Origin of the sequence: Thioalkalivibrio sp. HK1 (assembly GCA_000583135.1) — a bacterium.
Classification (GTDB): Bacteria; Pseudomonadota; Gammaproteobacteria; order HK1; family HK1; genus HK1.
On the sequence record JFBG01000059.1, the window covers coordinates 1 to 21,215 of the forward strand.

Genomic DNA, 21,215 nt, shown 5'->3' on the forward strand with positions numbered 1-21,215 from the left:
CGGGGGGTGCGCATCGAAGTCCGCCCGCCCCCGCCGCCCGCCCCTCGGGATCCGGCATGCCTGAGCCGACGAATCAGTCTTTCACGAACCCCCCACCGGCCCCAGGCCGGGGCACCGGGGCTGTCGATCATGCCCCGCGCGCACCTCATCCTTCGCCGGATCGTCCATCGCCGAGGCAACGATCATGGTCCCCGAGGGAAAACAACCCCTTGACCGAGCGGCCGATGAGTCAAGCCCCATCATCGACAAGGACGCCTCCCCTCTCGACCCCGAGGGGTTCCTTCGAAAGACAACCGGATATCCCCAAGGCACCTGCACAACCCGATACCCCGCCGAGGGAGAGACACTGGCATCCCGAGCCGTCATCGAGGCGTTTTTCACCCTCGCCTCCTTGGTCCGGCTCCGCTGCCACCCCCCGTTCGGATCATCGAGGGGGCGTCGACTCCTTCAAAAGCGAAACGCCCAAGATCGGCGGCACGGGCCCGAGCCGAGGAAGGCCCTTCGTCGATCCGGCAAGCAGATCCGATGGAACGGGCTTGAGCGGTGCGCCGAGCCCGGCAACGAGGACGACACCTTCGCCGACGAGCGATCCCTTCCGCGAGCGAAGCCCGGGGCGCATGGAGGGTTCTCACGGCGATCGAAGGGGCGAGTTCGATACCCGCTTCGCCTCGACCCCTGCAAGAGGCGAGGGATCGTCCTTTTCGTCTCCGGCGGCGCAAGGCGGATCGGCGGCCCCCGTCGACGGCGGCAGGCAACAGCCACACCGCTCTCCCTACGAAGCAACTCCGGCAAGGGAAGAAAGAACGGAGGATCGCCCGGTCGACGATCGCTATCGAAGGGGCAGCCCGGGATCGATGGATGCAAATATCGAACCCCGCCGATCGACCGGCGGCGGTGATGATGATTCGCATCGGGATTGACCGATCTTCGATCGCCCCCGATCGTTTTTCGCCTCGATCCGGTCGCCTGACCGGTCGAGGCGAGCGTCGAAGGGCAAGGCAACGATCCGCTGAATGAGATAGAGACTCACAAGGAATCTTTTTTCCGCCACCTGATTTCTCACCGAGGATGCAGCGCTTGGGCAAGCGTTGATCGCTCATTCGATTTGCGGATGGACAAAGCCCTCGTCCGCAAATCGAATGACAGTGATTGAAAAGGGTGGGGATTGAAAAGGAGCGATTCTTTTCGAAAGCGAGCGATGGCCGCTTTATCTCGGTGATGGACTCCCAATCGGGGCGTCGAAGACAGCGGTTTTCCTTGACGGAAATCGGCTCGATGCCAAATTCGAGCCTACGGATCCATCGAACGATCATTCTCGATGGCATCACAGGCCCTTGGTCGCTCGGCCTTGGTCGCTCAATCTTGACAGCGGGGTCTTCGAAATTCCACGATCACCGATATCTTCATCTCATCTGCGAGAAAAAAGGGTCGCCCCCATCCTTGGCTGCCCCCTCACCCCCGCCGAAGCCGGTCCCGGTCTTTGCGAAAAGTCTTCCTCAGCACTTCACGATAGGGGTTTGCCCGAACACCTTCGCTCGAACACCCAAGGCGCGCCCCGCTCGCTCCTCGCTCATCGTCATCGCCCTTTGGATTTCAGGCGGCATCCGATGATCGTCGCCGACGCCAGAGATTTCGAGAAATCAGCGTTTTTTCTCCGCTGTGGGCGAAGATGACCCGCCGCATCAATTGCTTGGCCTCCCGCAATGTATCGCGCTTCGATAGCCGCTCTTCGGACAAGGCCAGCAGGGTCTCCCCGCTGATGCCGGCGCCGGAGTGTCGACGGGGATCCCAAGGCTCGGGACCCGAATCCGGCCGATAGATATAGCGAGCATCCGGTACGATCCGAGCGCCGCTCTTTGCCTCTCTTTCCAGCTGCAAGGCATAGCCGGTGGCCTGCAAGAGCCTTTTTTCGAAAATACGCAGCGAAGGCTCCGGATCCTCTTCCAAGGCGATTCGTTGCAAGGTACGACGGTAGGTTTCGAAAAGATCCGGTTCCGGATCGTGGCGATGCAGAAAATGGAGCAGCAGTTCGTTGACATAAAAACCGATCAAGGTGGCGGAGCCTTGCGTCGGAACGATCTCCCCTTGGGCTTCCGCTGCGGTCAATGTCGCCAGCTCGCCCCGCCCTCGCCATGAGATCAACAAAGGTATGAAGGGTTGGAGCAGGCCGCGCATCCTGGACTTCGGACGCAGGGCGCCGCGAGCCACCACCGCGAGCCGGCCGCTATCGTGCCCGAAAGCCTCGATCAGCAAACTCGTTTCCCGGTAGCGCCGGGAATGCAAAACGAAGGCCGGCTCGAGATCGATGCGCTCGGTACGAATCATCGGCTATCCCCGAAATCGCTTGCGCGCTTGCGAATACGATCGGAATCGAGACCGACAACGAACCGAGACGAAGCCTCGACCCCGCTCGAATCCATGGGAGCCAAGAAAAAACAATCCCCGAAGCCGAGCATCGGACGATTCCTAGCGCTCTTCCACATAACCCAAGGACGCCAATGCTCGCTCGTCATCCGGCCATCCTTGTCTGACCTTCACCCATATCTCCAAGTGCACCGGGCGGCCCAAGCGCTGCGCGATCGCCTGACGGGCTTCGATACCCACTTCCTTGAGGCATCGGCCGTGGCTGCCGATCACGATCGACTTATGCTGTTTGCGCGCAACCCATACCAAGGCGTGAATTTGCAGCTGTCGGCCCTCGTCCCGGCAGTGCTCGATCTCGACCGCGAGTTGATGGGGCAACTCCTGGCCCAATCGCCGAATCAATTTCTCCCGCACGATCTCGGCGATATGGAAATTCTCGCCCCGGTCCGTATTCACTTCGGGGGCGAATATCGGCGGACCCTCGGGCATCAGGGGCTCGACCACCGCCATCAGGCGATCGAGATTCTCGCCGTTGCGGGCACTGATCGGGATCACCTCCAAGAAATCGTGCCGCTGCGAAACATCGCGCAGCATCGGCAATATCCGCTCTCGCCGCCGCAGGCGATCGATCTTGTTGATCACGAGGATCACCGGAGCCCCACTTGCCGCCGCCAACACCCGATCGAGGATGGGATCGTCATCGACCTGCCAACGAGGGGCCTCGATGATCATCAATACGAGATCGACCCCGGCGAGAGCCCCGACCGCCACCTTGTTCATGAAGCGGTTGAGGGCGCGGCGGTGGTGGCGATGGATCCCCGGAGTGTCGACGAGGACGATTTGCGAGTGCTCCTTGCTCAACACACCCGAAATACGGTGGCGGGTGGTCTGCGGGCGCCTCGAGGTGATGGTGAATTTGCGCCCGGCGATCCGATTGAGGAGGGTGGATTTGCCCACATTCGGCCTTCCGGCAACGGCGACGAGACCGCAGCGATGGGGAATCCCGGGCGGCGGGGAACAAGCCTCTTTATCCGAAGGTGTCGGTATCGATTCCCGCTCGTCCTCGTCGGCACCGCCGCCCGACATCGATATCGTCTCGCAAGCCGTCTTCTTCCTCTCTCTCAGATCGGCGGGAGGGGTCTTTTTTCCCTCTCGCTTCTTTCGTTTCTCGGCCTTGCTTCGCCCTTTGCCGGTTTGCGGATCCTCGTCGACGCCGAGACGCACAAGGGCCGAGGCGGCGGCCGAACGCTCCGCCCGGCGACGAGAAGAGCCTCGCCCCGTCGTATCCCCGATCATCCCCTCCACCTTGCAGTGCACGATGAAACGCCGCTCCTCATCGGCTCCCTCGACCTCTGCGATCCGATAATCGGGCAAGGGTTTGCCTTGTCCTTGCATGTGCTCCTGCAGGCGAGTTTTGGGATCCTTGCGCCCGCCCTCGCTCCTCGCCGCCGCAATGGTTTTTGCAAGTATCTCCAATATCCGCTCGCGGCAAACCTGCAGATCCGAATCGAGCCAGATGGCACCCATCAAGGCCTCGAAGGCACCGGCGAGGATCGAATCGCGATCGCGGCCGCCGTTGCGACGCTCACCGGGGGAAAGGCGCAGCGCCGGTCCCAATCCGATGGATCGAGCGGCGGCGGCCAAACTCTCGCCGCGGACGATCCGGGCCCGCATGCGCGTCAGTTCCCCTTCCTTGGCATCGGGATAAAGGTCGAAGAGATGCTCGGCGATCACAAGGGACAGGATTGCATCGCCCAAGAACTCCAAGCGCTCGTTATTGCGGGCGTCGGCGCTGCCATGCGTCAACGCCCGTTTCAACAATTCCCGGTCGGAGAAGAAATAACCGAGGCGTCGCTCAATCGATGCTCTGGCCAATCCTGCCCCATTCGATCCCATGACCGAAATCCCAGTGCATCCAGATCCCGAATGCCCTGCCGATCAGCATCTCGTCCGGAACCATCCCCCAATAACGACTGTCCCGGCTATGGTCCCGATTGTCACCGAGCACGAAATATTGTCCTTCGGGAACGACGACATCGCGGGTCTCGCGAGAAAAAGCGCCGGGTCGAATCAATATGGGATGGCGATGATCGAAAATCCTCTCTTGGATCAGACTCGCCCCGTCCATCACCGCTCCCGATCCATAGCCGGTATAACGCACCGCCGGACCTTGTTCCATCTCCTCGCCGTTGATATACAGGGTTTTATCCCGGTATTCGATCCGATCCCCGGGAAGACCGACGATCCGCTTGATGAAGGGCGTTTTCATATCGCCGGGATAGCGAAAAACGACCACATCCCCGCGTTCGGGGGTGCCGGTGGGCATGACCATGGTATCGACGACCGGCAAGCGAATGCCGTAGCTGTATTTGCTGACGAGGATGAAGTCCCCGGTCAGCAGCGTCGGCATCATCGAGTTCGAGGGAATGCGAAAGGGCTCGATCACGAACGAGCGAAGCAATAAAACGATCAGGAGAACCGGGAAGAAGGAGCGCGAATACTCGACGATGCGCGAGGGGGCGGCGGGGACGAGGAGCTCGCCCCCGGCCTCTTTCGCTCGCAGGGCGATCGAGCGACGACGAGAGAGCACCAAGGCATCGAAGGCCCAGATCAACCCGGTGGCCAGAACGAGCAGAACGATCAGAGTGGGAAAATCAAAGCGCATCGAGGGTGTTCCGGATCATCGAAAGAAAAGCGCAAGGGGTATCGAAGATCGTCCTCTTATTCAGCAGGCGAACATCGACCCTCGGGCGCATGAAATTCCTTGGATTCGAACTTCGAAGGCGGGGATGATGCGATAAGCGATATTGACCGAGGGTCGATATCATGATATCGGTCTTCGGTTTCGACAACGAAAAAAAGCCATTCGATCTACTCCGGTCTCAGTGCGAGAAATACGGGATCGCCGTTTCGATGCACCAGCATCGAAACCGCCTTCCCGGACTCCAATTCCGATACGATGCGCTTGAAATCGACCGCACTCGTGATCTTCTCGTTCTTGAAAGTCTTGATCACATCGCCCGAGCGCAACCCCGCCTGTCGCCCGATTCCGTCTTCGACCTCGGTGACCACCACTCCGTGTCCCGGTCCGTCCTCGGCGGTGAGTTCTTCCTCGCTAAGATCGCGCACCGTGATCCCGAAGCGGTCGATATCCGCTTCCCGTTTGCCCGAGGACTGCTGCATATCGTCCTCCGGCAACTCTCCTAGTTTCACCGTCAGGGTGATTTCCTCGCCGTCTCGCAAAATATCGACATCGACTTCCTCTCCGACTCTCGTCAACCCCACCACCGGCGGCAAATCGGATGAGCGTTCGATCTCTTGGCCGTTGAACGCCAAGATGATATCCCCGGTGAGAACGCCGCCCTTGCGAGCCGGACCATCCAAGACCCGGGCGACCAACGCCCCTTTGGGTTTTTCCATGCCGAAGGATTCGGCGAGTTCGCGAGTCAGATCCTGAACATGCACCCCGAGCCACCCTCTCGATACCCGCCCCTTCTCGCGCAGCTGCCGCACCACATCCATCGCCACCCCGATGGGGATCGCAAAAGACAGGCCCATGAACGAACCGGTTCGGCTGTAGATCTGGGCATTCACCCCGATCACTTCGCCTTGCAGATTGAAAAGAGGACCACCGGAATTCCCGGGGTTGATGGCGACATCGGTCTGGATGAAGGGTACGTAGTTCTCGCCTTGCAGGCTACGGCTTTTGGCGGAGACGATACCGGCGGTCGCCGAATAGTGGAATCCGAAAGGCGAACCGATGGCCAAGACCCACTCCCCGACCCTTAGATCGTAGTCGGTGCCGATGCGAACGGTCGGCAAACCTTGAGCTTCGATCTTCAGCAATGCGATATCGCTGCGCTCGTCGGAGCCGACGATCTCCGCATCGTATTCGCGACGATCGCTCAAGCGCACGATCACATCGCCGGCATCTCGGATCACGTGGTGATTCGAGATGATATAGCCGTCCTCGGAGATGATGAATCCGGATCCGAAAGCCGTCGATCCGTACCCCTGCATATTCCCTTGGTCTTGGAAAAACCGACGGAAAAAATCGTTGAAGGGGCTATCGGGGGGCAATTCGGGAATATCGAAACCCTCGGGGAAGTTGCGTCCGGATTGGCGCTTGCGCTCGATGCTGATATTGACCACCGCCGCTTGATTGCGCTCGATCAGATCGGTGAAGTCGGGCAGCGAGGCGGCGCTTGCCGGCGGGGCGAGAACAATCGGGATCAGCATCGCCGACAACGAAATGAACAGGTGAGCGCATCGCAAGCGAAGGGGAAATCTCATGACAACCTCGTATCGATACCGATGATGAAAGAACCGTTCGTTTTCAAAAAGGGGCGAAAGGGTGGAGGTCTTGGGGTGAGTATCCCTTGCGATCGAGCGATGACTCGATCAAGACATCCTTCCTTTCGTATCCTAAGATGCCAATGATATCGCTTTTTCGCCGGCGACGGACCATTCGAAGGAGAGCGACCGAAATGTCGCTTACAACGATCCCCCGCCGAGTTCACCTTTTTTCGAGTTCGCAAAAGGAAATCGGGCCAGGCATTCGACCCCCCGGCGACGAAGGTTCGATCGGATCCGGTCGATGGGAAAGACGCTCGAGGCGATCGGCCATCGGCGATCTAATGTATCGGGGCAACGGAAAGCGCCACTTTCTCGACCGTATGCATCGGCACCTCACCGAGGACGATGATCTGCACCGAACCCTCGATGCGAGTGAACGAATTGACCGCTCCCAAGATATCCCTTGGAGGCGGCGCAGCGGAATCTTTTTGGATATCCCCTATGAACAAGGAAAACGATGCGTGGCCGTCGCTGAAAAGACGATGGTCCACCGGTTTTCTCCCGGGGTGAGCGATATCGAAGGATCGACTGATCATCTCGAAGCCCTCGGGCACCCACTTTGCCGACCACCTCGCAAAGTCGGGCGGCGGATCCGAGGGCACCGTCTCCCTTCGAGGTTTCAGCTCGTGACGTGTGAATCCGGTATCGGGAATCTCGGGGCGCAAAGCGATATCGGGGATCGATTCCGGTATATCCAAATGGGTATAGAAGAGCCGCTCGAGCGAGGTCCCGTCCGATGATCGCAGATCGGACTTCAACAACAACCCGGTATGCCGGTCGATCACCAAACGGGAGGCGTAGCGATAACGATCTTTGGGAACGATATCGATCACCACCCCTTCGCGCCCCGCAACCCGCTCGAGAGTGCGATGCTGCGAGATCTCGTAGGCACCGAGATCGTCGATCGTCGAGCGCTCGAAACGACTCCCGGGGATGGGCAGGGATCCGTCATGAACATCGGATAAATGCTCCGCGATCAATACGGATCGGGTATCGGACATGATGCACACCACCTGATCGCCGTCTCGGATCACCTCTCGGGCAACCCCCGATAGCGAAAAAAGGCGCTCTTTGAACCCTCGGGGGTCGATGCGACGAACGATCCGCACCGACTGCATCGCCGCCCCGTCATCATAGACGTATGTCCCGATGTGACTTAGCGACGAAGACGCTTTGCGCATGCGTTCGATCCAATCATGCGCATCGGGATCCGCTTCTCCTTGCCCCCTGGCCGTCGGCAAAAACAATATCGCCAAGATCAAAGCGGCGATCGAATGAGCGAACATCCCGCCCCGCCGAGGACGATAGCGGTGCTTCGAGCGTGAAAAAATCGATCCGAGTCCCCCCATCTCCGAAGCTCCCGCTTGCCCGTTGAAAATCGCTCGGGAATACAAAAAAGCGCTCACTATCAGTCGTCGATCTTGCCTTTTCGAAGGGTCTCCTTTTTCAATGCGCCGCCTGTGCTTGATCGCCGACGATGCTGCTATAGGCCTGCATCGCTCGCAGCTCACCGCCCCGGTACCCGGCCCGCCGCAGCAGATAGAGATTTCGATAGCCGCTGTCTCGATAAGCGGAGCGAGCGTCCAACGAAGGATTCGAAGAAGTCGGCAACGTCGGCGCGATCACCTCTTCGCTCGGCATCGTATCACCCGAAGGCGCCGGGTCCATCGAGGCGCTCGATAATTCTTGATGGCGGGCTCTTTTTTCCGATGAGGGAATCATCTCGACACTCATGATCGCGATGATGGCGATCGATGTCGCCAACACCGGCCCGGTAAAGAAGCGCATCCGAGAGGGCTTCGATGGAGATGTCTTCGGCGATGAAGCGCATGAACCCGAGCTCGAGAAGGCCTTCGGTTCCGAGGGGGTCGATGGGTGCGAATGCTTCGAGCGGCGGCGGGGATGGATCGGCATCGGGGAGGCGGTGGAGCCCCGACAAAAAGAGCGAGGAGCGTCGGCTTCGGCGTCCGAACGCTCCTTCTCGATCTCCTCGATTTCCTCGGCGATCCTCGCCGATAGACAATCGCCGTCATCGATCGCCATCTGCACTCGACACTCGGTGCCTCGAAGGATATCCCCGATCAGATGGTAACTCGCCCACCGGCGACGCAGCGTCTCGTCTTCGAGCAGGCGATCGACGAGAGCGCCCCCCTCCTCGGGGGGAAGCTCATCGTCCATGAATGCGCTGATATCCTCCAAGATATCGGATCGATCCTCGTATTTCATGCGCCTTCAGCCTCTTGGCGGCTTTCGCCGACGTTTGCGCTCGAGCACGGGAGCGATGCTGTCGTAGATTCTGGTGCGGGCGCGATAAAGCCGAGATCGCACGATATTCGGGGTGCAACCGATAATGCGACCGATTTCTTCATAGCTCAACCCCTCCAATTCCCGCATGGTCGCCACCGCTTTGAGATCGACGGGTAGGGCATCGAAGGCCTCGATGATCGCTTGGCGAATCTCGTCGCTTTCCGCCAAATCCTCGGGGGTATCGGAGATATCGAAGATCATCCACTCCGAGCCATCGATCGACTGATCGCCGTCCATCACCTCCGCTTCATGATAGACCCGGCGCCTGCGCTTGATCTGACCCATCAGATGGGTCTTGGAGGTATTGGTAGCGATTCTGTAGATCCAAGTGTGGAAACCGCTCTCGCCACGAAATCCTTTGAGTCCGCGCCAAGCACGGACAAAGACCTCTTGGGTCACATCGAGCGCCTCGCAAGGATCTTGAATGTAGTGGGAGACGATATGACCGACTTTACGCTGATACCGAAGCACCAGCAAATCAAAGGCCCCTCGATCCCCTTGCTGGGATCGATGAATGAGCTCCCGGTCCGACGATTGTTCGATTTTCTCGGGCTTACCGTCGCTCGCTCGCTCCGACTTCGGATCCGGCGAATCGGTATCGGCAGAAAATCGAAAGCCTTTCCTGACCATCCGCACCCCCAGCCATCAGCCATCCTTACCAAAGCCACAATTTCGCCGATCCCTTTCCCGCCTCTCCATTACCCCGAAAAAAACGACTCTTCGGGACGACGGGCAAAAAAACCCGATGATCGGCATGATTCGAAATCGCCTCGCTTGCGATTTCACTTCTCTACGCTTTCGGAACACTTTTTTGTAATGACTATCTCATTGTCGCATATTTGCCAAGACTCCTCCCCTTTGCCAAGACGATTTCAAATGAAAGAGGATTTCAAGGATTTTTTTTCGCGAGCATCGATATCCCTAGGTATCGCATTCGATCTTCAAGTTTCGAGCTTCGAGCTTCGAGTGTCGAGGGAATACCTTGCATCGAGACTTCATGCTCGGGCGCTTCGGTCATTGGATCCTTATAGTACCCCCATATCCCTTCGATATCGGCATTGGTGCAAAAAGCCCCAAGTCCGGTTCTTGACCGTGCGCACATTGCAGGGTATGAATCAGGCGATCTGCCCGGCAAAGGGAAGGACTTGCGCCAAGCCGGTGCGACCGGCGGCGAGCATCAGCAGTCGATCGAAACCGAGGGCGACCCCGGCACAGGCGGGAAGGCCCGCAGCATGCGCTGCGATCAATCGCTCGTCGGGCTTCGGGATCGACTCCGGATCCGAATCGACATTCGCCCCAAGCCGCCGCCGATATTCCACCGACATCCTTCTTCGCAACTCGTCGGCATCGCGCAGCTCGTGATAGCCGTTGGCGATCTCGATACCGTCGATATAGAGCTCGAATCGCTCGGCGACGGGAAAGTCTCCCGGCCTTATTTTGGCCAACGCCGCCCGGGAGGCGGGGAAATCGAGCACGAAAACCCTCCCCGCTCCCAAAGCGGGCTGCACCACCTCGGCCAACAGCCAATCAAGGCAGGTATCTCGATCGGCCTTTGCCCGCCGGCTATCGAATCGATAAGCCCCACAAGCCTCGTGCAGCGTATCGAGATCGACGACGAAGGGATCGAATCCCGCAAAACGCTCGAAAGCCTCGCGAAAACTCAATCGTCGGGCGGGCTCCTCGCCGGGGCCGAGGAGGCGATCCAACAAGGCTTCGATATCGTCCATCAAACGATGATGATCGAATCCGACCCGATACCACTCCAGCATCGTGAATTCGATATTGTGGTACCGACCCCGCTCGCCATCTCGAAAGGCCCGGCTTAGCTGGAAAATCGAACCGCTGCCCATCGCCAGCAGTCGCTTCATCGAGAATTCCGGCGAGGTTTGTAAATACCACAAGCGGCCGGAGCGATCCCTCGTATGCAGGCTCGATATCGCCGGATCGGTGACGGTGGTGGCACAAAGCACCGGGGTATCGACCTCCATCACCCCCCGCTCATCGAAATAGGCACGGATCGCGCGCAGATAGCGAGCCCGCAAACGCAGGATATCGAGATCGATGCCGGGCCGCCAAGCCTGCCCGTCAGCCCTTGGCTCGAGAGACATATTCGCCGGTGCGGGTATCGATCTTGACCGATTCTCCGACCTCGATGAACAGCGGCACCTTGATCACCGCCCCGGTCTGGACGGTTGCGGGCTTGGTCGCCCCGCTCGCGGTATCGCCGCGCAGTCCGGGATCGGTTTCGGTGATTTCAAGGGTAACGAAATTCGGCGGCGTCACCGCGATCGGCGCGCCGTTCCATAAAGTGATGATGCAGGTATCTTGCTCTTTGAGCCATTGGGCGGCATCGGCAACCGTCTCGGCATCGGCGGCATGCTGCTCGAAGTTCCCGGCATGCATGAAGTGATACATCTCGCCGTCGCTGTAAAGATATTGGAGTTCGACCTCCATCACATCCGCGGCTTCCATCGACTCCCCCGACTTGAAAGTGCGTTCGATCACCCGACGATTCTTGAGGTTTCGAAAGCGGGTGCGCACGAAAGCCTGCCCTTTGCCGGGTTTGACGAACTCGTTTTCGATGATCGAGCATGGATCGCCGTCGATCATCAATTTCAATCCCGCTCGAAATTCGTTGGTATTGATATTCGGCATCGTTCCCTTCCTTTCAAAAGGTGGAAAAATTCAGCCCCGAACCATCGTCGATGGCGGCATGAGTCCCCATCGAAAATCGCCCGCGATCCAATCCGACTCGTTCGGCCTCATCCTCGGCCTCGCTCTCGATCCCTCATTCGACTTCTTATTCGACCTCCAGCGAGGTGGCGCGCTGAAAACCCTTGGGCAAGCGCTTTCCGCGCCGTCCTTTTTCGAAAAGATAGGCTTCGAGATCGCCGCTTTTGAGACGCAGATGACGCTTGCCCGCACGCACGATCAAGGAGGCTTTGGGCGAAAAGACCGCCATCGCCACCACGAACTCCTCGCGCGATTTGACCCTCGCCGACGGGATCTGAAGGATTCGAACCCCCCTTCCTCGTCCCAAGCGCGGCAGATCATCGAGCGAATCGAGCACCAATAGATTCCCGCCGCTGCTCAACATCGCCAATCGCTCGGCGCCAGAATCCACGATCGGCGCCGGGGGCAAGACCCGGGCTCCATGAGGCAAGGAAAGACAAGCCTTACCCGCTCGGGTGCGAGACCACAAGGACTCCATGCGCACGATGAAGCCGTAGCCCGCATCGCTGGCGATGACATAGAGGGCATCGGCCTGCCCCATCAACACTCCCTCGAAGGTCACTCCGGGCGGAGGGCTCAAACGGGCCGCCAGCGGCTCGCCTTGACCTCGAGCGGAGGCGATGGTGTGCGAGGCGATGCAATAGGCGCGACCGGTCGAGTCGAGGAAGACCGCGAGTTGATTGCTTCGCCCCCGCGCCATCGCCCGATATCCATCCCCTGTCTTGTAGTTCAAAGACTGCGGATCGATCTCGTGTCCCTTGGCCGCACGCACCCACCCTCCTTGGGAGAGGATCACGCTGACGGGCTCGACCGGGGTCAGATCCATCTCCCCGAAAGCCTGCGCCGCCTCCCGCTCGACGATGGGCGAACGCCTTTCATCGCCGTACTCTGCGGCATCGGCGATGATCTCCTTGCGCACCACCTTCGCGATTCGGGCCTTGGTTTCGATGGTTTTTTCGAGGAGATCGCGTTCGCTGCGCAAGGCATCCTGCTCGGCCCGAATCTTCATCTCCTCCAAACGCGCCAGATTTCGCAGGCGGAGGTTCAAGATGGCCTGCACCTGGATATCGTCGAGACCGAATCGCTGCATCAGCACCGGTCCCGGGCGATCCTCTCGCCGGATGATGGCGATGACCTCGTCGATATCGAGAAAGGCGATCAGCAGCCCGTCGAGTATCTGCAAGCGCTCCCGCACCCGGGCGAGGCGATATTCGATCCGGCGACGCACGGTGGCGATACGGTGTTCGAGCCACTGCGACAATATCTGCCTCAAATCCGCCGAAACCGGTCGACCGTCCCTTCCGATCAAGGTCATATTGACGCGATAGCTGCGCTCGAGATCCGTGGTGGCGAAAAGATGCGACATCAAGCGCTCGATATCGATCCTTTTGGAGCGCGGGATGATCACCAATCGGGTCGGATTCTCGTGATCGGATTCATCTCTGAGATCATCGACCATCGGCAATTTCTTCGCCAACATCTGCTGGGCGATCTGTTCGAGCACCCGCCCGCCGGAGACCTGATAGGGCAAGGCGTTGATCACGATCGCCCCGTCCTCCACTTCGTAGACCGCCCGCACCCGCACGCTCCCCGATCCGCTCTTGTAGATCGCCGCCAGCTCCGCCGGAGGGGTCACGATCTCGGCCTGGGTCGGAAAATCCGGCCCCGGAAGATAGACCGGCAGATCCTCGATCGTCGCCTTCGGATGATCCAATAGATGCACGCAGGCCGAGGCGATCTCGCGCAGGTTATGGGGAGGGATATCGGTCGCCATCCCCACCGCGATCCCCGCCGCCCCGTTCAGCAATACATGGGGCAATCGCGCCGGCAGAAGGATCGGCTCTTGCAATGTGCCATCGAAATTCGCCGCCCAATCCACCGTTCCCTCGTGCAGCTCCGAGAGCAGGATCTCGGCGAAGGGGGTCAATCTCGCCTCGGTATAGCGCATGGCGGCGAAGGATTTGGGATCGTCGGCACTCCCCCAGTTGCCTTGACCATCGATCAGCGGATAACGAAAGGCGAAGGGTTGAGCCATCAACACCATCGCTTCGTAGCAGGCGCTCTCGCCGTGGGGATGGAACTTCCCCAATACATCGCCCACGGTGCGCGCGGATTTCTTGAACTTGGCATCGCCGCCAAGACCCAATTCCGACATCGCATAGATGATCCGCCTTTGCACCGGCTTCAAACCGTCACTGAGATGCGGCAAAGCGCGATCCAAAATGACGTACATCGAATAATCGAGATAGGCCTTCTCCGCGAATTCCTTGAGCGGACGACTTTCTCCTTCGGTGATGGAGGGATCGGGGATGGTCAAAAGGTCGTCCATGGGCTGTTCTTTGCGCAAGATTCAAAGGGGTGAGAGGGGGGCAGAAAAAACGATGTTCGTTTCAAAGATCGAGGGGGATATCCTCGGGCTCTTTCTTGGCCGGAGCCGGAGTCGATCTTCGAAGACGGGGGGTCTTCGAGGGCGGGGGCTTGGCGATCGACGCTCTTTCGGGTTCTTTTCGCTCGTTGTCTTTTCGTTCGGGCGCTTTCTTGTGCGACCCTTCTTGCATCCGGTTCATTTCCGGCGGCGCTCCCGATGGGATTCCGGCCGTAGGAGAGGATATCTCGTCCTCGTTCGACTGCGGATCGGCATCGACGGGCGCCGATTCGGCACCTGCGAGCTGAGGAAGATCGGCGAGATTGCCGCTTTGCGTCAACCACGCGCGCCGATCCGCCGAGCGCTTTTTGGCGAGCAGGCGATCGACGACTTCGCCGGTATCATCGCCGGCTTCGATGGTGAGCCTGACCAGACGCCGCGTCTCGGGGGCGATGGTGGTCTCGCGCAACTGCAAGGGATTCATCTCCCCCAAGCCCTTGAAGCGCTGGATGCCGACCTTGCCTTTTCGCTTTTTCGCTGCAATGCGATCCAATACGGCTTGGCGCTCATCGTCGTCGAGGGCATAGTGAACATCGTTGCCGATATCGATCCGATAAAGCGGCGGCATCGCCACGAATATGCGCCCGTCCTCGATCAACGCCCGAAAATGACGCAGGAAGAGGGCGCAAAGCAAAGTGGCGATATGCGCTCCGTCGGAGTCGGCATCGGCGAGGATGCAGATCTTGCCGTAGCGCAGACCATCGAGATCGTCGGAACCCGGGTCGACGCCGATGGCGGTGGCGATATCGCTGACCTCTTGGGATGAAAGAACCTCCCTCGGATCGACCTCCCAAGTGTTGAGGATCTTTCCGCGCAGCGGCATCACCGCCTGGAATTCCCGATTTCGCGCCTGCTTGGCCGATCCCCCGGCGGAATCCCCCTCCACCAAGAAGAGCTCCGTGCGAGCGAGATCCTGCGAACTGCAATCGGCCAACTTGCCGGGCAGGGCCGGGCCGGAGGCGATCTTCTTGCGCTGCACCCGACGCGCGCTACGCATCCGCTCTTGGGCGCCGGCGATGGCCATCTCGGCGATCCGATCCGCGATCTCGGGATGCTTTCCCAGCCACAGGGCGAATTGATCCCGGCTCACCCCCCAAACGAAGGCGGTGCACTCTCTCGAGGAAAGACGCTCCTTGGTTTGACCGGTGAACTGCGGCTCGCTCATCTTCACCGAGAGCACATAGCGACAACGATCCCAAAGATCCTCGGGGGCGAGTTTCAAACCGCGCGGCAGCAAGGAGCGGAATTCGCAATAGTCGCGCAGCGCTTCGATCAGTCCGGCGCGAAAGCCGTTGACGTGCGTCCCCCCGGCGGGGGTCGGGATCAAGTTGACGTAGCTCTCGGTCGGTCCCTCCCCTCCCTCGGGGAGCCAGACCACAGCCCAATCCACCGCTTCGTCTCCGCTTTCGCGATTGCCGGTGAAGGGAGTATCGTCGGGAAGGAAGGGCGTTCCCGGCTCCAAGGCGGCGGCCAGATAGACCCCCAACCCCTCTTCATAGCACCATTCATGCCGCCGCCCGCTCCCCTCGTCTTCGATGGAAACCGCAAGCCCGGGGCACAAGACCGCCTTGGCGCGCAACGCATGGACGAGGCGCGAGAGGGAGAATTTCGGGGAATCGAAATAGCGCTCATGCGGCCAAAAACGAATGCGGGTGCCGGTTTTTCCGCGCGCCACGGATCCTTGCTCCGCAAGCGGGGCGCTCTTCTCGCCCTCTTGGAAGGACATCGCATATTCCAAGGACCCTCGCCGAACCCGCACCTCCAAGCGCTTCGACAAGGCATTGACCACCGACACCCCCACCCCGTGTAGCCCGCCGGAAAAGCGATAGTTCTTCGAGGAGAATTTTCCGCCGGCATGCAATCGGGTGAGGATCAACTCGACCCCGGGGATTCCCTCCTCGGGGTGCAGATCCACCGGCATGCCCCGCCCGTCATCCTCGACGCTGAGCGAGCCATCCTCGTGCACGATCACATCGATCCGGTGCGCATGACCGGCAAGCGCCTCGTCGACGCTGTTGTCGATGACCTCCAAGGCAAGATGATCGGGGCGTGATGTATCGGTATACATCCCGGGACGTTTGCGTACCGGGTCGAGCCCCGCGAGAACCTCGATCGAGGCGGCATCGTAATCGGCGGCCATGGAAACTTGCGAACCCTCTTCGACGAATCGTCTTCGAAAATATCTAAAAAATCGGAAAACCGGATCGAGCGCTTATACGCTCGATCCGTTGATCATAAAGGAAAGCCAAAGGGTTCGCCTATGCCGTGCAGCATATCGCGCAAGGCGAAAGGAGGGTTTTTCGAGATTTCACCCCAAATCCGCACTCAACGCCCTGCGGGATTTCGGATCCAAGGCAACTTCGATGCGATAGCCATCGTGATCGATGCCGATACGCACCTCGCCGTCTCCCAAGAACGCTTGCCGCACCTCGGCGCCAAGCTCGAAACGCAGGAAATGCACCGAGGAGGTCTTCTCATCGGTGGTGCGCTCGATATCCTCGTCGGCGATCGCGAATATCCGCTGCGGGCCGCTCTTCGTATCGGCCTCGATCCAAACCCGATCCTCGACTCCGACCAGCTGTGCGAGCATTTCTCGCCGCTGTTCGGGATCTCCGTATTCGAGCATGAAGGTGGCTTTGAGGTTTTCGCCGTCGGGGATCAGGGGGTTGTAGGCGGCCAACTCCTCCTCGATGGCCTCGGTCTCGAAAATCCGCTCCACCCGCAGCATCTCCTGAATCTGGTAGTGGATGGTCAGGCGATCTTCGAAATACAAGGTGGCATTGTCCCCGAGGGCCACTTGACGATCTCGCTTATGGGCGAGGACGCGTTCGCGAAATTCGGGGCGATGCGCATGGTATTCCTCCAAGGAAAACAGATCGGCGCAAACGAGCTTGTCCATCGAAAAAATGCCTCTTCGGTCGAAAGAAAATCCGGATCAGATGCCGTAGGCTCGGCGCAGCAGGGTCATCGGGGCGACCGGCTTCGATCCATCCCCGAGCACGCTCTCGATATGATGCCCCGCCATCACGCAATCGCTGGTATAGCAATCGGCCTCGATGCTCTTGACCCGGCGCGCTACCGGACGGGCGATCTCCACCGCCATCGCATGGAATTCCCGCTTGACCGCATAGGTACCGTCGTGGCCGGAGCAACGCTCGATCGGAACCACCTCGGTATCGGGAACCAAGGAGAGCACATCCCTCGTCTTGAGGCCGATATTCTGTACCTGTTGATGGCAGGCGACGTGATAGGCGACCTTGCCCAAAGAGGCGGCGAAATCGGTATCGAGCAATCCGGCGCGATGGCGCAGCATCAGATATTCGAAGGGATCGAAAAAGGCTTGCCTGACCTTCTCGATCTCCGGATCATCCGGGAAAAGCAGGGGCAATTCCTGCTTGAACATCAGCACGCACGAGGGCACGGGGGCGACGATATCCCAACCCTCGTCCACCAAGGCGGAAAGGATCGGAATATTGACCTCCTTGGCTCGCGCGACCGCCTCGATATCGCCGTTTTCCAGTTTGGGCATCCCGCAACAGCGCTCTCTCGCGGCGAGGGTCACGGGGATGTCGTTATGCTCGAATACCCGCACGAGATCCTCGCCCACCTGCGGCTCGTTGTTGTTGCAATAGCAGGTGGCGAAGAGGGCGACTTTGCCGGAGGTCTCGTCGGTGGGAGTCGCCTTGGCCGCCGAGGGCTCCCCTCCCGCTCGGCGATCTGCCAATCGGCGGCGCAGGGTCTTCGAGGCGAAGGGGGGCAACCAAGCATCGGCATGCACTCCCAAGACCTTGTCGAGCAGCCCCCGCATCGGCTTCGAGGCGTTCACGGCGTTGACGACGGAGGCCACCACCGGCTTGGCCGCAACGGCTCCCAAGGCATCGGTCGAGCTCAACACTCGATCCCGCCACTTCATGCCCTTTTTTTCCCGTTTGACCACTTTGGCGCGCAGCATCAAATGAGGGAAGTCGATATTCCACTCGTGCGGAGGGACATAAGGACATTTATGCATGAAACACATATCGCAAAGGTAGCAATGGTCCACCACCTTCCAATAATCCTCTTTGGCGACCGTGTCGAGCTCCATCGATGCCGATTCGTCGATCAGATCGAAAAGGGTCGGGAATGCCTTGCACAGACTCACGCATCGACGACATCCGTGGCAATGGTCGTAAACCCGCTCGAGTTCGGCGAACAAGGAATCCTCGTCGTGAAATTCCGGATTCTTCCAATCGATCGAATGTCGGATCGGAGCGGCAAGTCCACCCTCTCGGTGGCTTTTTTCGGTCATGGCGGCGATACTCGGGGAAATTTCGTGGCATCCACAGGTGATCGAAAACGAAGCGGTCGAATGGCGCTCGACGGAAAACGGGCTCGGATGACGATGCCGCGATCGATCATGATGTCATCGCCGGTCTCGTTCTTTTTCGCTCCGCGCGATTCTACCGGTCGGTCAATCGCGCGCACCCGGGTGAGCGAAAAAAATGCTTTTCGACCCGACCGGGGCTTTTTTAGCGCTCGGTCGGCCGCATCTCGAGGGATGCGGCCGACCGCGCAAGGCAGACAACGAAGCCTCTTGTCAATCCAAGCTATCGAGGGCTTTTTGGAAGCGATTGGCGTGAGAGCGCTCGGCCTTGGCCAGCGTCTCGAACCAATCCGCGATATCGTCGAAGCCCTCTTCGCGAGCGGTCTTGGCCATCCCCGGATACATATCGGTGTATTCGTGGGTCTCGCCTTCGATCGCCGCTTTGAGGTTGTCGGCGGTGGTGCCCATGGGCAGCCCGGTGGCCGGATCTCCCACCGCCTTGAGATAATCCAGATGACCGTGGGCGTGACCGGTCTCTCCTTCGGCGGTGGATCGAAAGACGGCGGAAACATCGTTATAACCATCCACATCCGCCTTTTGGGCGAAGTAGAGGTAGCGCCGATTGGCTTGGGACTCCCCGGCAAAGGCGTCCTTGAGATTCTGCTCGGTCTTGCTGTTCTTGAGTTCCATCGGATGATTCTCCTTTGGGAAAACGAAATCGATCATGGTCGAGCCTGGACGGTCGATCCTTCGAACCGAAACCGAAGGGCGGTCGTCGATCTTGCGATCGCATGATTTAGAATCATTCTAAATCATGACATATCATGAGGGCAATGCAAAGCGAATTCAATATCGGCGCAGATGATTTCGATCCGAAAAACGACGAAAAAATCGGCGATGAGGAACGATCGCTTCAAGAGATTCGATATCGGCTCGCCTTCGAAATCGACCTGCCGGGGGATGTCGGTGAAAAATGGCATGGTGACCTTCGACCGACGAATCTATGATAAGAGGAGGCCTTTTCGGTCATGATCGTCTTTTATCGAATCCGATCTCCTTCGATCGCTCATTCGATCTTCTTCGATCACCCATTCATCGCCGTCTTCTTCGGCGAGTTTTTTGGATCGTCGATGTCCTTTGAAAACCCATCCTTGCCGCCTTGATAGAGAATCATCCGATGAATGAAAAAACCGAAACGCCCCCGAAAACGCCCCCTTTCGAAAAGATGCTCGATGATCTGGAAAAAATCGTCGATCGCATGGATGCCGACCCGCCCCCGGGCCTCGAGGAATCCTTGGCGCTCTTCGAGCGAGGAACACAGTTGAGCCGTCAGTGTCGGGAATCGCTGGCCCTCGCCGAGCAACGAATCGAGACCCTCACCAAGGATGCCAAGGATCATGCGATCGATGACGGGCAGGACGAAGAAATCGACGATGACTACGACGATGACCGTCCCTTCTAAAACCGAAGCCGATGACATCGGTGGGCGTTTCGTATGAAACGCGTTGCCTGCGTTCGGTACTTTTCATCGATACCAAGTGATCCATGAGCGCTTCCGCCTCATCGACAACGCACCCATCGCTCCCTTCTTCGGCGAGCGACGATGCGACTTTCGAACGCTCGCTGAGCGATGAGCGAAAGCGTATCCACACGCTGCTGGATCGGGCGCTGCCCGCACCCGATCTGATCCCGCAGGAACTCCATCGGGCGATGCGTCATTCGGTGCTGAACGGAGGCAAACGTCTGCGGGCGATTTTGGTGCTGGCGGTGGCCGATGCGATAAAGGGTCGATCGAAAAAGAGCGACGATGCCGCCTGCGCCGTGGAGCTGGTTCACGCCTACTCGCTGGTGCATGACGATCTGCCGTCGATGGACGACGATGATCTGCGGCGCGGTGTCCCTACCTGCCACCGCGTCTTCGGCGAGGCCAACGCTCTGCTGGCGGGGGATACACTGCAGTCGTTGGCCTTCGAGGTCTTGGCGCGCGAGGAGCATCCGGCGAACGGCGAAATGGTTCGTACTTTGGCGCGCGCGATCGGCTCCACGGGGATGGGGGGCGGACAGGCGATCGATCTCGCCGCCGTCGAAAAAACGATGCGCCTTTCGGATCTCGAGGATATGCACGAGCGCAAAACCGGGGCGCTGATCCGAGCCTGCGTCCGATTGGGGGCTTTGAGCGTCGGAATCGTCGACAATATCGGGGGCGAGGGTTCGAAGATCCTCGCCGCGCTCGATCGCTATGCCCGATGCACGGGGCTGGCATTTCAGATCCGCGACGATGTTCTGGATATCGAGGGCGACACCGATACCCTGGGCAAGCATCGAGGAATGGATGTAGCGCTCAACAAGCCCACCTACCCCGCCCTGATCGGGATCGACGCTTCTAGAGCCAAAGCGCATGAACTTCACGATCGCGCTCTGGCGGAGATCGAATCTTGGGGCCCGGCTTTCGATTCGCTGCGGCGGATCGCCGGATTCATCGTCAATCGGCGATACTGAAAAAACGCTTGCGGATCGACCGCATCGAGACCCGAGGCAAGGGCGCGGATCTCGAACGGGATGCACATCTTCACATCGACTTCACGTCTTCACCGTCATCATCGGGCAATGAATCCGGCGGATTCGACGACATCATCGCCCCCGAAGGGGCATTCGGACGATCGATTTTCATCAAAAGGCGAACTCAACCATGACGATCAACTCGGCCCTGACCGGGGCAGCGGATGA

General features: G+C 59.3%; 17 protein-coding genes. 3 read left to right on the forward strand and 14 right to left on the reverse strand.

All coding sequences use genetic code 11. The features are described 5' to 3' along the window. The first annotated feature begins 224 nt into the window (after positions 1 to 224). A complete protein-coding gene (locus BF99_RS23065; protein ID WP_156013348.1) occupies positions 225 to 920 on the forward strand; it encodes a hypothetical protein in 696 nt (231 codons plus the stop codon). 673 nt (positions 921 to 1,593) lie between these two features. Here the strand turns inward: BF99_RS23065 and recO are convergent. From recO to BF99_RS0114720, 14 genes are all read right to left on the reverse strand, one after another. Then, a complete protein-coding gene (gene recO, locus BF99_RS0114620) occupies positions 1,594 to 2,325 on the reverse strand; it encodes a DNA repair protein RecO (RefSeq protein ID WP_025771523.1) in 732 nt (243 codons plus the stop codon). 141 nt (positions 2,326 to 2,466) lie between these two features. Then, complete coding sequence (gene era, locus BF99_RS23815; protein WP_081759293.1) at positions 2,467 to 4,260, reverse strand: GTPase Era; 1,794 nt, start codon at positions 4,258 to 4,260, stop codon at positions 2,467 to 2,469. Continuing rightward, on the reverse strand, positions 4,220 to 5,029 hold the full coding sequence (lepB, locus tag BF99_RS0114635) for a signal peptidase I (protein ID WP_025771525.1): 810 nt from the start codon (positions 5,027 to 5,029) through the stop codon (positions 4,220 to 4,222). Before lepB ends, era begins: the two co-directional genes overlap by 41 nt. A gap of 206 nt (positions 5,030 to 5,235) precedes the next feature. Then, positions 5,236 to 6,657 (reverse strand): DegQ family serine endoprotease, encoded by a 1,422-nt coding sequence (locus BF99_RS0114645; protein ID WP_025771528.1) that lies wholly within the window; start codon positions 6,655 to 6,657, stop codon positions 5,236 to 5,238. Positions 6,658 to 6,998: 341 nt separating this feature from the next. Then, positions 6,999 to 8,006 (reverse strand): MucB/RseB C-terminal domain-containing protein, encoded by a 1,008-nt coding sequence (locus tag BF99_RS0114660; RefSeq protein WP_197019174.1) that lies wholly within the window; start codon positions 8,004 to 8,006, stop codon positions 6,999 to 7,001. A 160-nt stretch (positions 8,007 to 8,166) separates the two neighbouring features. Beyond that, a complete protein-coding gene (locus BF99_RS0114665) occupies positions 8,167 to 8,946 on the reverse strand; it encodes a sigma-E factor negative regulatory protein (protein WP_025771530.1) in 780 nt (259 codons plus the stop codon). Positions 8,947 to 8,952: 6 nt separating this feature from the next. Further along, complete coding sequence (locus BF99_RS0114670; protein WP_051482938.1) at positions 8,953 to 9,504, reverse strand: sigma-70 family RNA polymerase sigma factor; 552 nt, start codon at positions 9,502 to 9,504, stop codon at positions 8,953 to 8,955. A 638-nt stretch (positions 9,505 to 10,142) separates the two neighbouring features. Then, entirely contained in the window at positions 10,143 to 11,135 is a 993-nt protein-coding gene (gene epmA, locus BF99_RS0114680) for an EF-P lysine aminoacylase EpmA (RefSeq protein ID WP_025771532.1), read from the reverse strand. Beyond that, on the reverse strand, positions 11,113 to 11,682 hold the full coding sequence (gene efp, locus BF99_RS0114685) for an elongation factor P (RefSeq protein ID WP_025771534.1): 570 nt from the start codon (positions 11,680 to 11,682) through the stop codon (positions 11,113 to 11,115). Before efp ends, epmA begins: the two co-directional genes overlap by 23 nt. A 145-nt stretch (positions 11,683 to 11,827) precedes the next feature. Beyond that, a complete protein-coding gene (gene parC, locus BF99_RS0114695; protein ID WP_025771535.1) occupies positions 11,828 to 14,089 on the reverse strand; it encodes a DNA topoisomerase IV subunit A in 2,262 nt (753 codons plus the stop codon). Positions 14,090 to 14,150: 61 nt separating this feature from the next. Beyond that, a complete protein-coding gene (gene parE / locus BF99_RS0114700) occupies positions 14,151 to 16,325 on the reverse strand; it encodes a DNA topoisomerase IV subunit B (protein ID WP_025771536.1) in 2,175 nt (724 codons plus the stop codon). Between the two features lie 168 nt (positions 16,326 to 16,493). Continuing rightward, positions 16,494 to 17,084 carry a DUF3501 family protein gene (locus BF99_RS0114705; RefSeq protein WP_025771537.1) on the reverse strand — a complete coding sequence of 197 codons (591 nt, stop codon included), beginning with the start codon at positions 17,082 to 17,084 and terminating at the stop codon, positions 16,494 to 16,496. A gap of 36 nt (positions 17,085 to 17,120) precedes the next feature. Next, positions 17,121 to 18,473, reverse strand: coding sequence for a heterodisulfide reductase-related iron-sulfur binding cluster (locus BF99_RS0114710; RefSeq protein WP_025771538.1), 1,353 nt, complete (start codon positions 18,471 to 18,473; stop codon positions 17,121 to 17,123). A 288-nt stretch (positions 18,474 to 18,761) separates the two neighbouring features. Then, positions 18,762 to 19,178 (reverse strand): rubrerythrin family protein, encoded by a 417-nt coding sequence (locus tag BF99_RS0114720; protein ID WP_025771539.1) that lies wholly within the window; start codon positions 19,176 to 19,178, stop codon positions 18,762 to 18,764. Between the two features lie 487 nt (positions 19,179 to 19,665). Here BF99_RS0114720 and xseB point away from each other — a divergent pair, with 487 nt between their 5' ends. Together xseB and BF99_RS0114745 are read left to right on the forward strand one after the other, a co-directional pair. Further along, on the forward strand, positions 19,666 to 19,950 hold the full coding sequence (gene xseB, locus BF99_RS0114740) for an exodeoxyribonuclease VII small subunit (protein WP_025771541.1): 285 nt from the start codon (positions 19,666 to 19,668) through the stop codon (positions 19,948 to 19,950). 83 nt (positions 19,951 to 20,033) lie between these two features. Then, positions 20,034 to 20,987 carry a polyprenyl synthetase family protein gene (locus tag BF99_RS0114745; RefSeq protein ID WP_081759294.1) on the forward strand — a complete coding sequence of 318 codons (954 nt, stop codon included), beginning with the start codon at positions 20,034 to 20,036 and terminating at the stop codon, positions 20,985 to 20,987. Positions 20,988 to 21,215: the final 228 nt, after the last annotated feature.

Coding starts and splice junctions, on each gene's coding strand:
- BF99_RS23065 (WP_156013348.1), top strand. CDS start 225: ATGAGTCAAGCCCCATCATCGACAAGGACGCCTCCCCTCTCGACCCCG.
- recO (WP_025771523.1), bottom strand. CDS start 2,325: ATGATTCGTACCGAGCGCATCGATCTCGAGCCGGCCTTCGTTTTGCAT.
- era (WP_081759293.1), bottom strand. CDS start 4,260: ATGGGATCGAATGGGGCAGGATTGGCCAGAGCATCGATTGAGCGACGC.
- lepB (WP_025771525.1), bottom strand. CDS start 5,029: ATGCGCTTTGATTTTCCCACTCTGATCGTTCTGCTCGTTCTGGCCACC.
- BF99_RS0114645 (WP_025771528.1), bottom strand. CDS start 6,657: ATGAGATTTCCCCTTCGCTTGCGATGCGCTCACCTGTTCATTTCGTTG.
- BF99_RS0114660 (WP_197019174.1), bottom strand. CDS start 8,006: ATGTTCGCTCATTCGATCGCCGCTTTGATCTTGGCGATATTGTTTTTG.
- BF99_RS0114665 (WP_025771530.1), bottom strand. CDS start 8,946: ATGAAATACGAGGATCGATCCGATATCTTGGAGGATATCAGCGCATTC.
- epmA (WP_025771532.1), bottom strand. CDS start 11,135: ATGTCTCTCGAGCCAAGGGCTGACGGGCAGGCTTGGCGGCCCGGCATC.
- efp (WP_025771534.1), bottom strand. CDS start 11,682: ATGCCGAATATCAATACCAACGAATTTCGAGCGGGATTGAAATTGATG.
- parC (WP_025771535.1), bottom strand. CDS start 14,089: ATGGACGACCTTTTGACCATCCCCGATCCCTCCATCACCGAAGGAGAA.
- parE (WP_025771536.1), bottom strand. CDS start 16,325: ATGGCCGCCGATTACGATGCCGCCTCGATCGAGGTTCTCGCGGGGCTC.
- BF99_RS0114705 (WP_025771537.1), bottom strand. CDS start 17,084: ATGGACAAGCTCGTTTGCGCCGATCTGTTTTCCTTGGAGGAATACCAT.
- BF99_RS0114710 (WP_025771538.1), bottom strand. CDS start 18,473: ATGACCGAAAAAAGCCACCGAGAGGGTGGACTTGCCGCTCCGATCCGA.
- BF99_RS0114720 (WP_025771539.1), bottom strand. CDS start 19,178: ATGGAACTCAAGAACAGCAAGACCGAGCAGAATCTCAAGGACGCCTTT.
- xseB (WP_025771541.1), top strand. CDS start 19,666: ATGAATGAAAAAACCGAAACGCCCCCGAAAACGCCCCCTTTCGAAAAG.
- BF99_RS0114745 (WP_081759294.1), top strand. CDS start 20,034: ATGAGCGCTTCCGCCTCATCGACAACGCACCCATCGCTCCCTTCTTCG.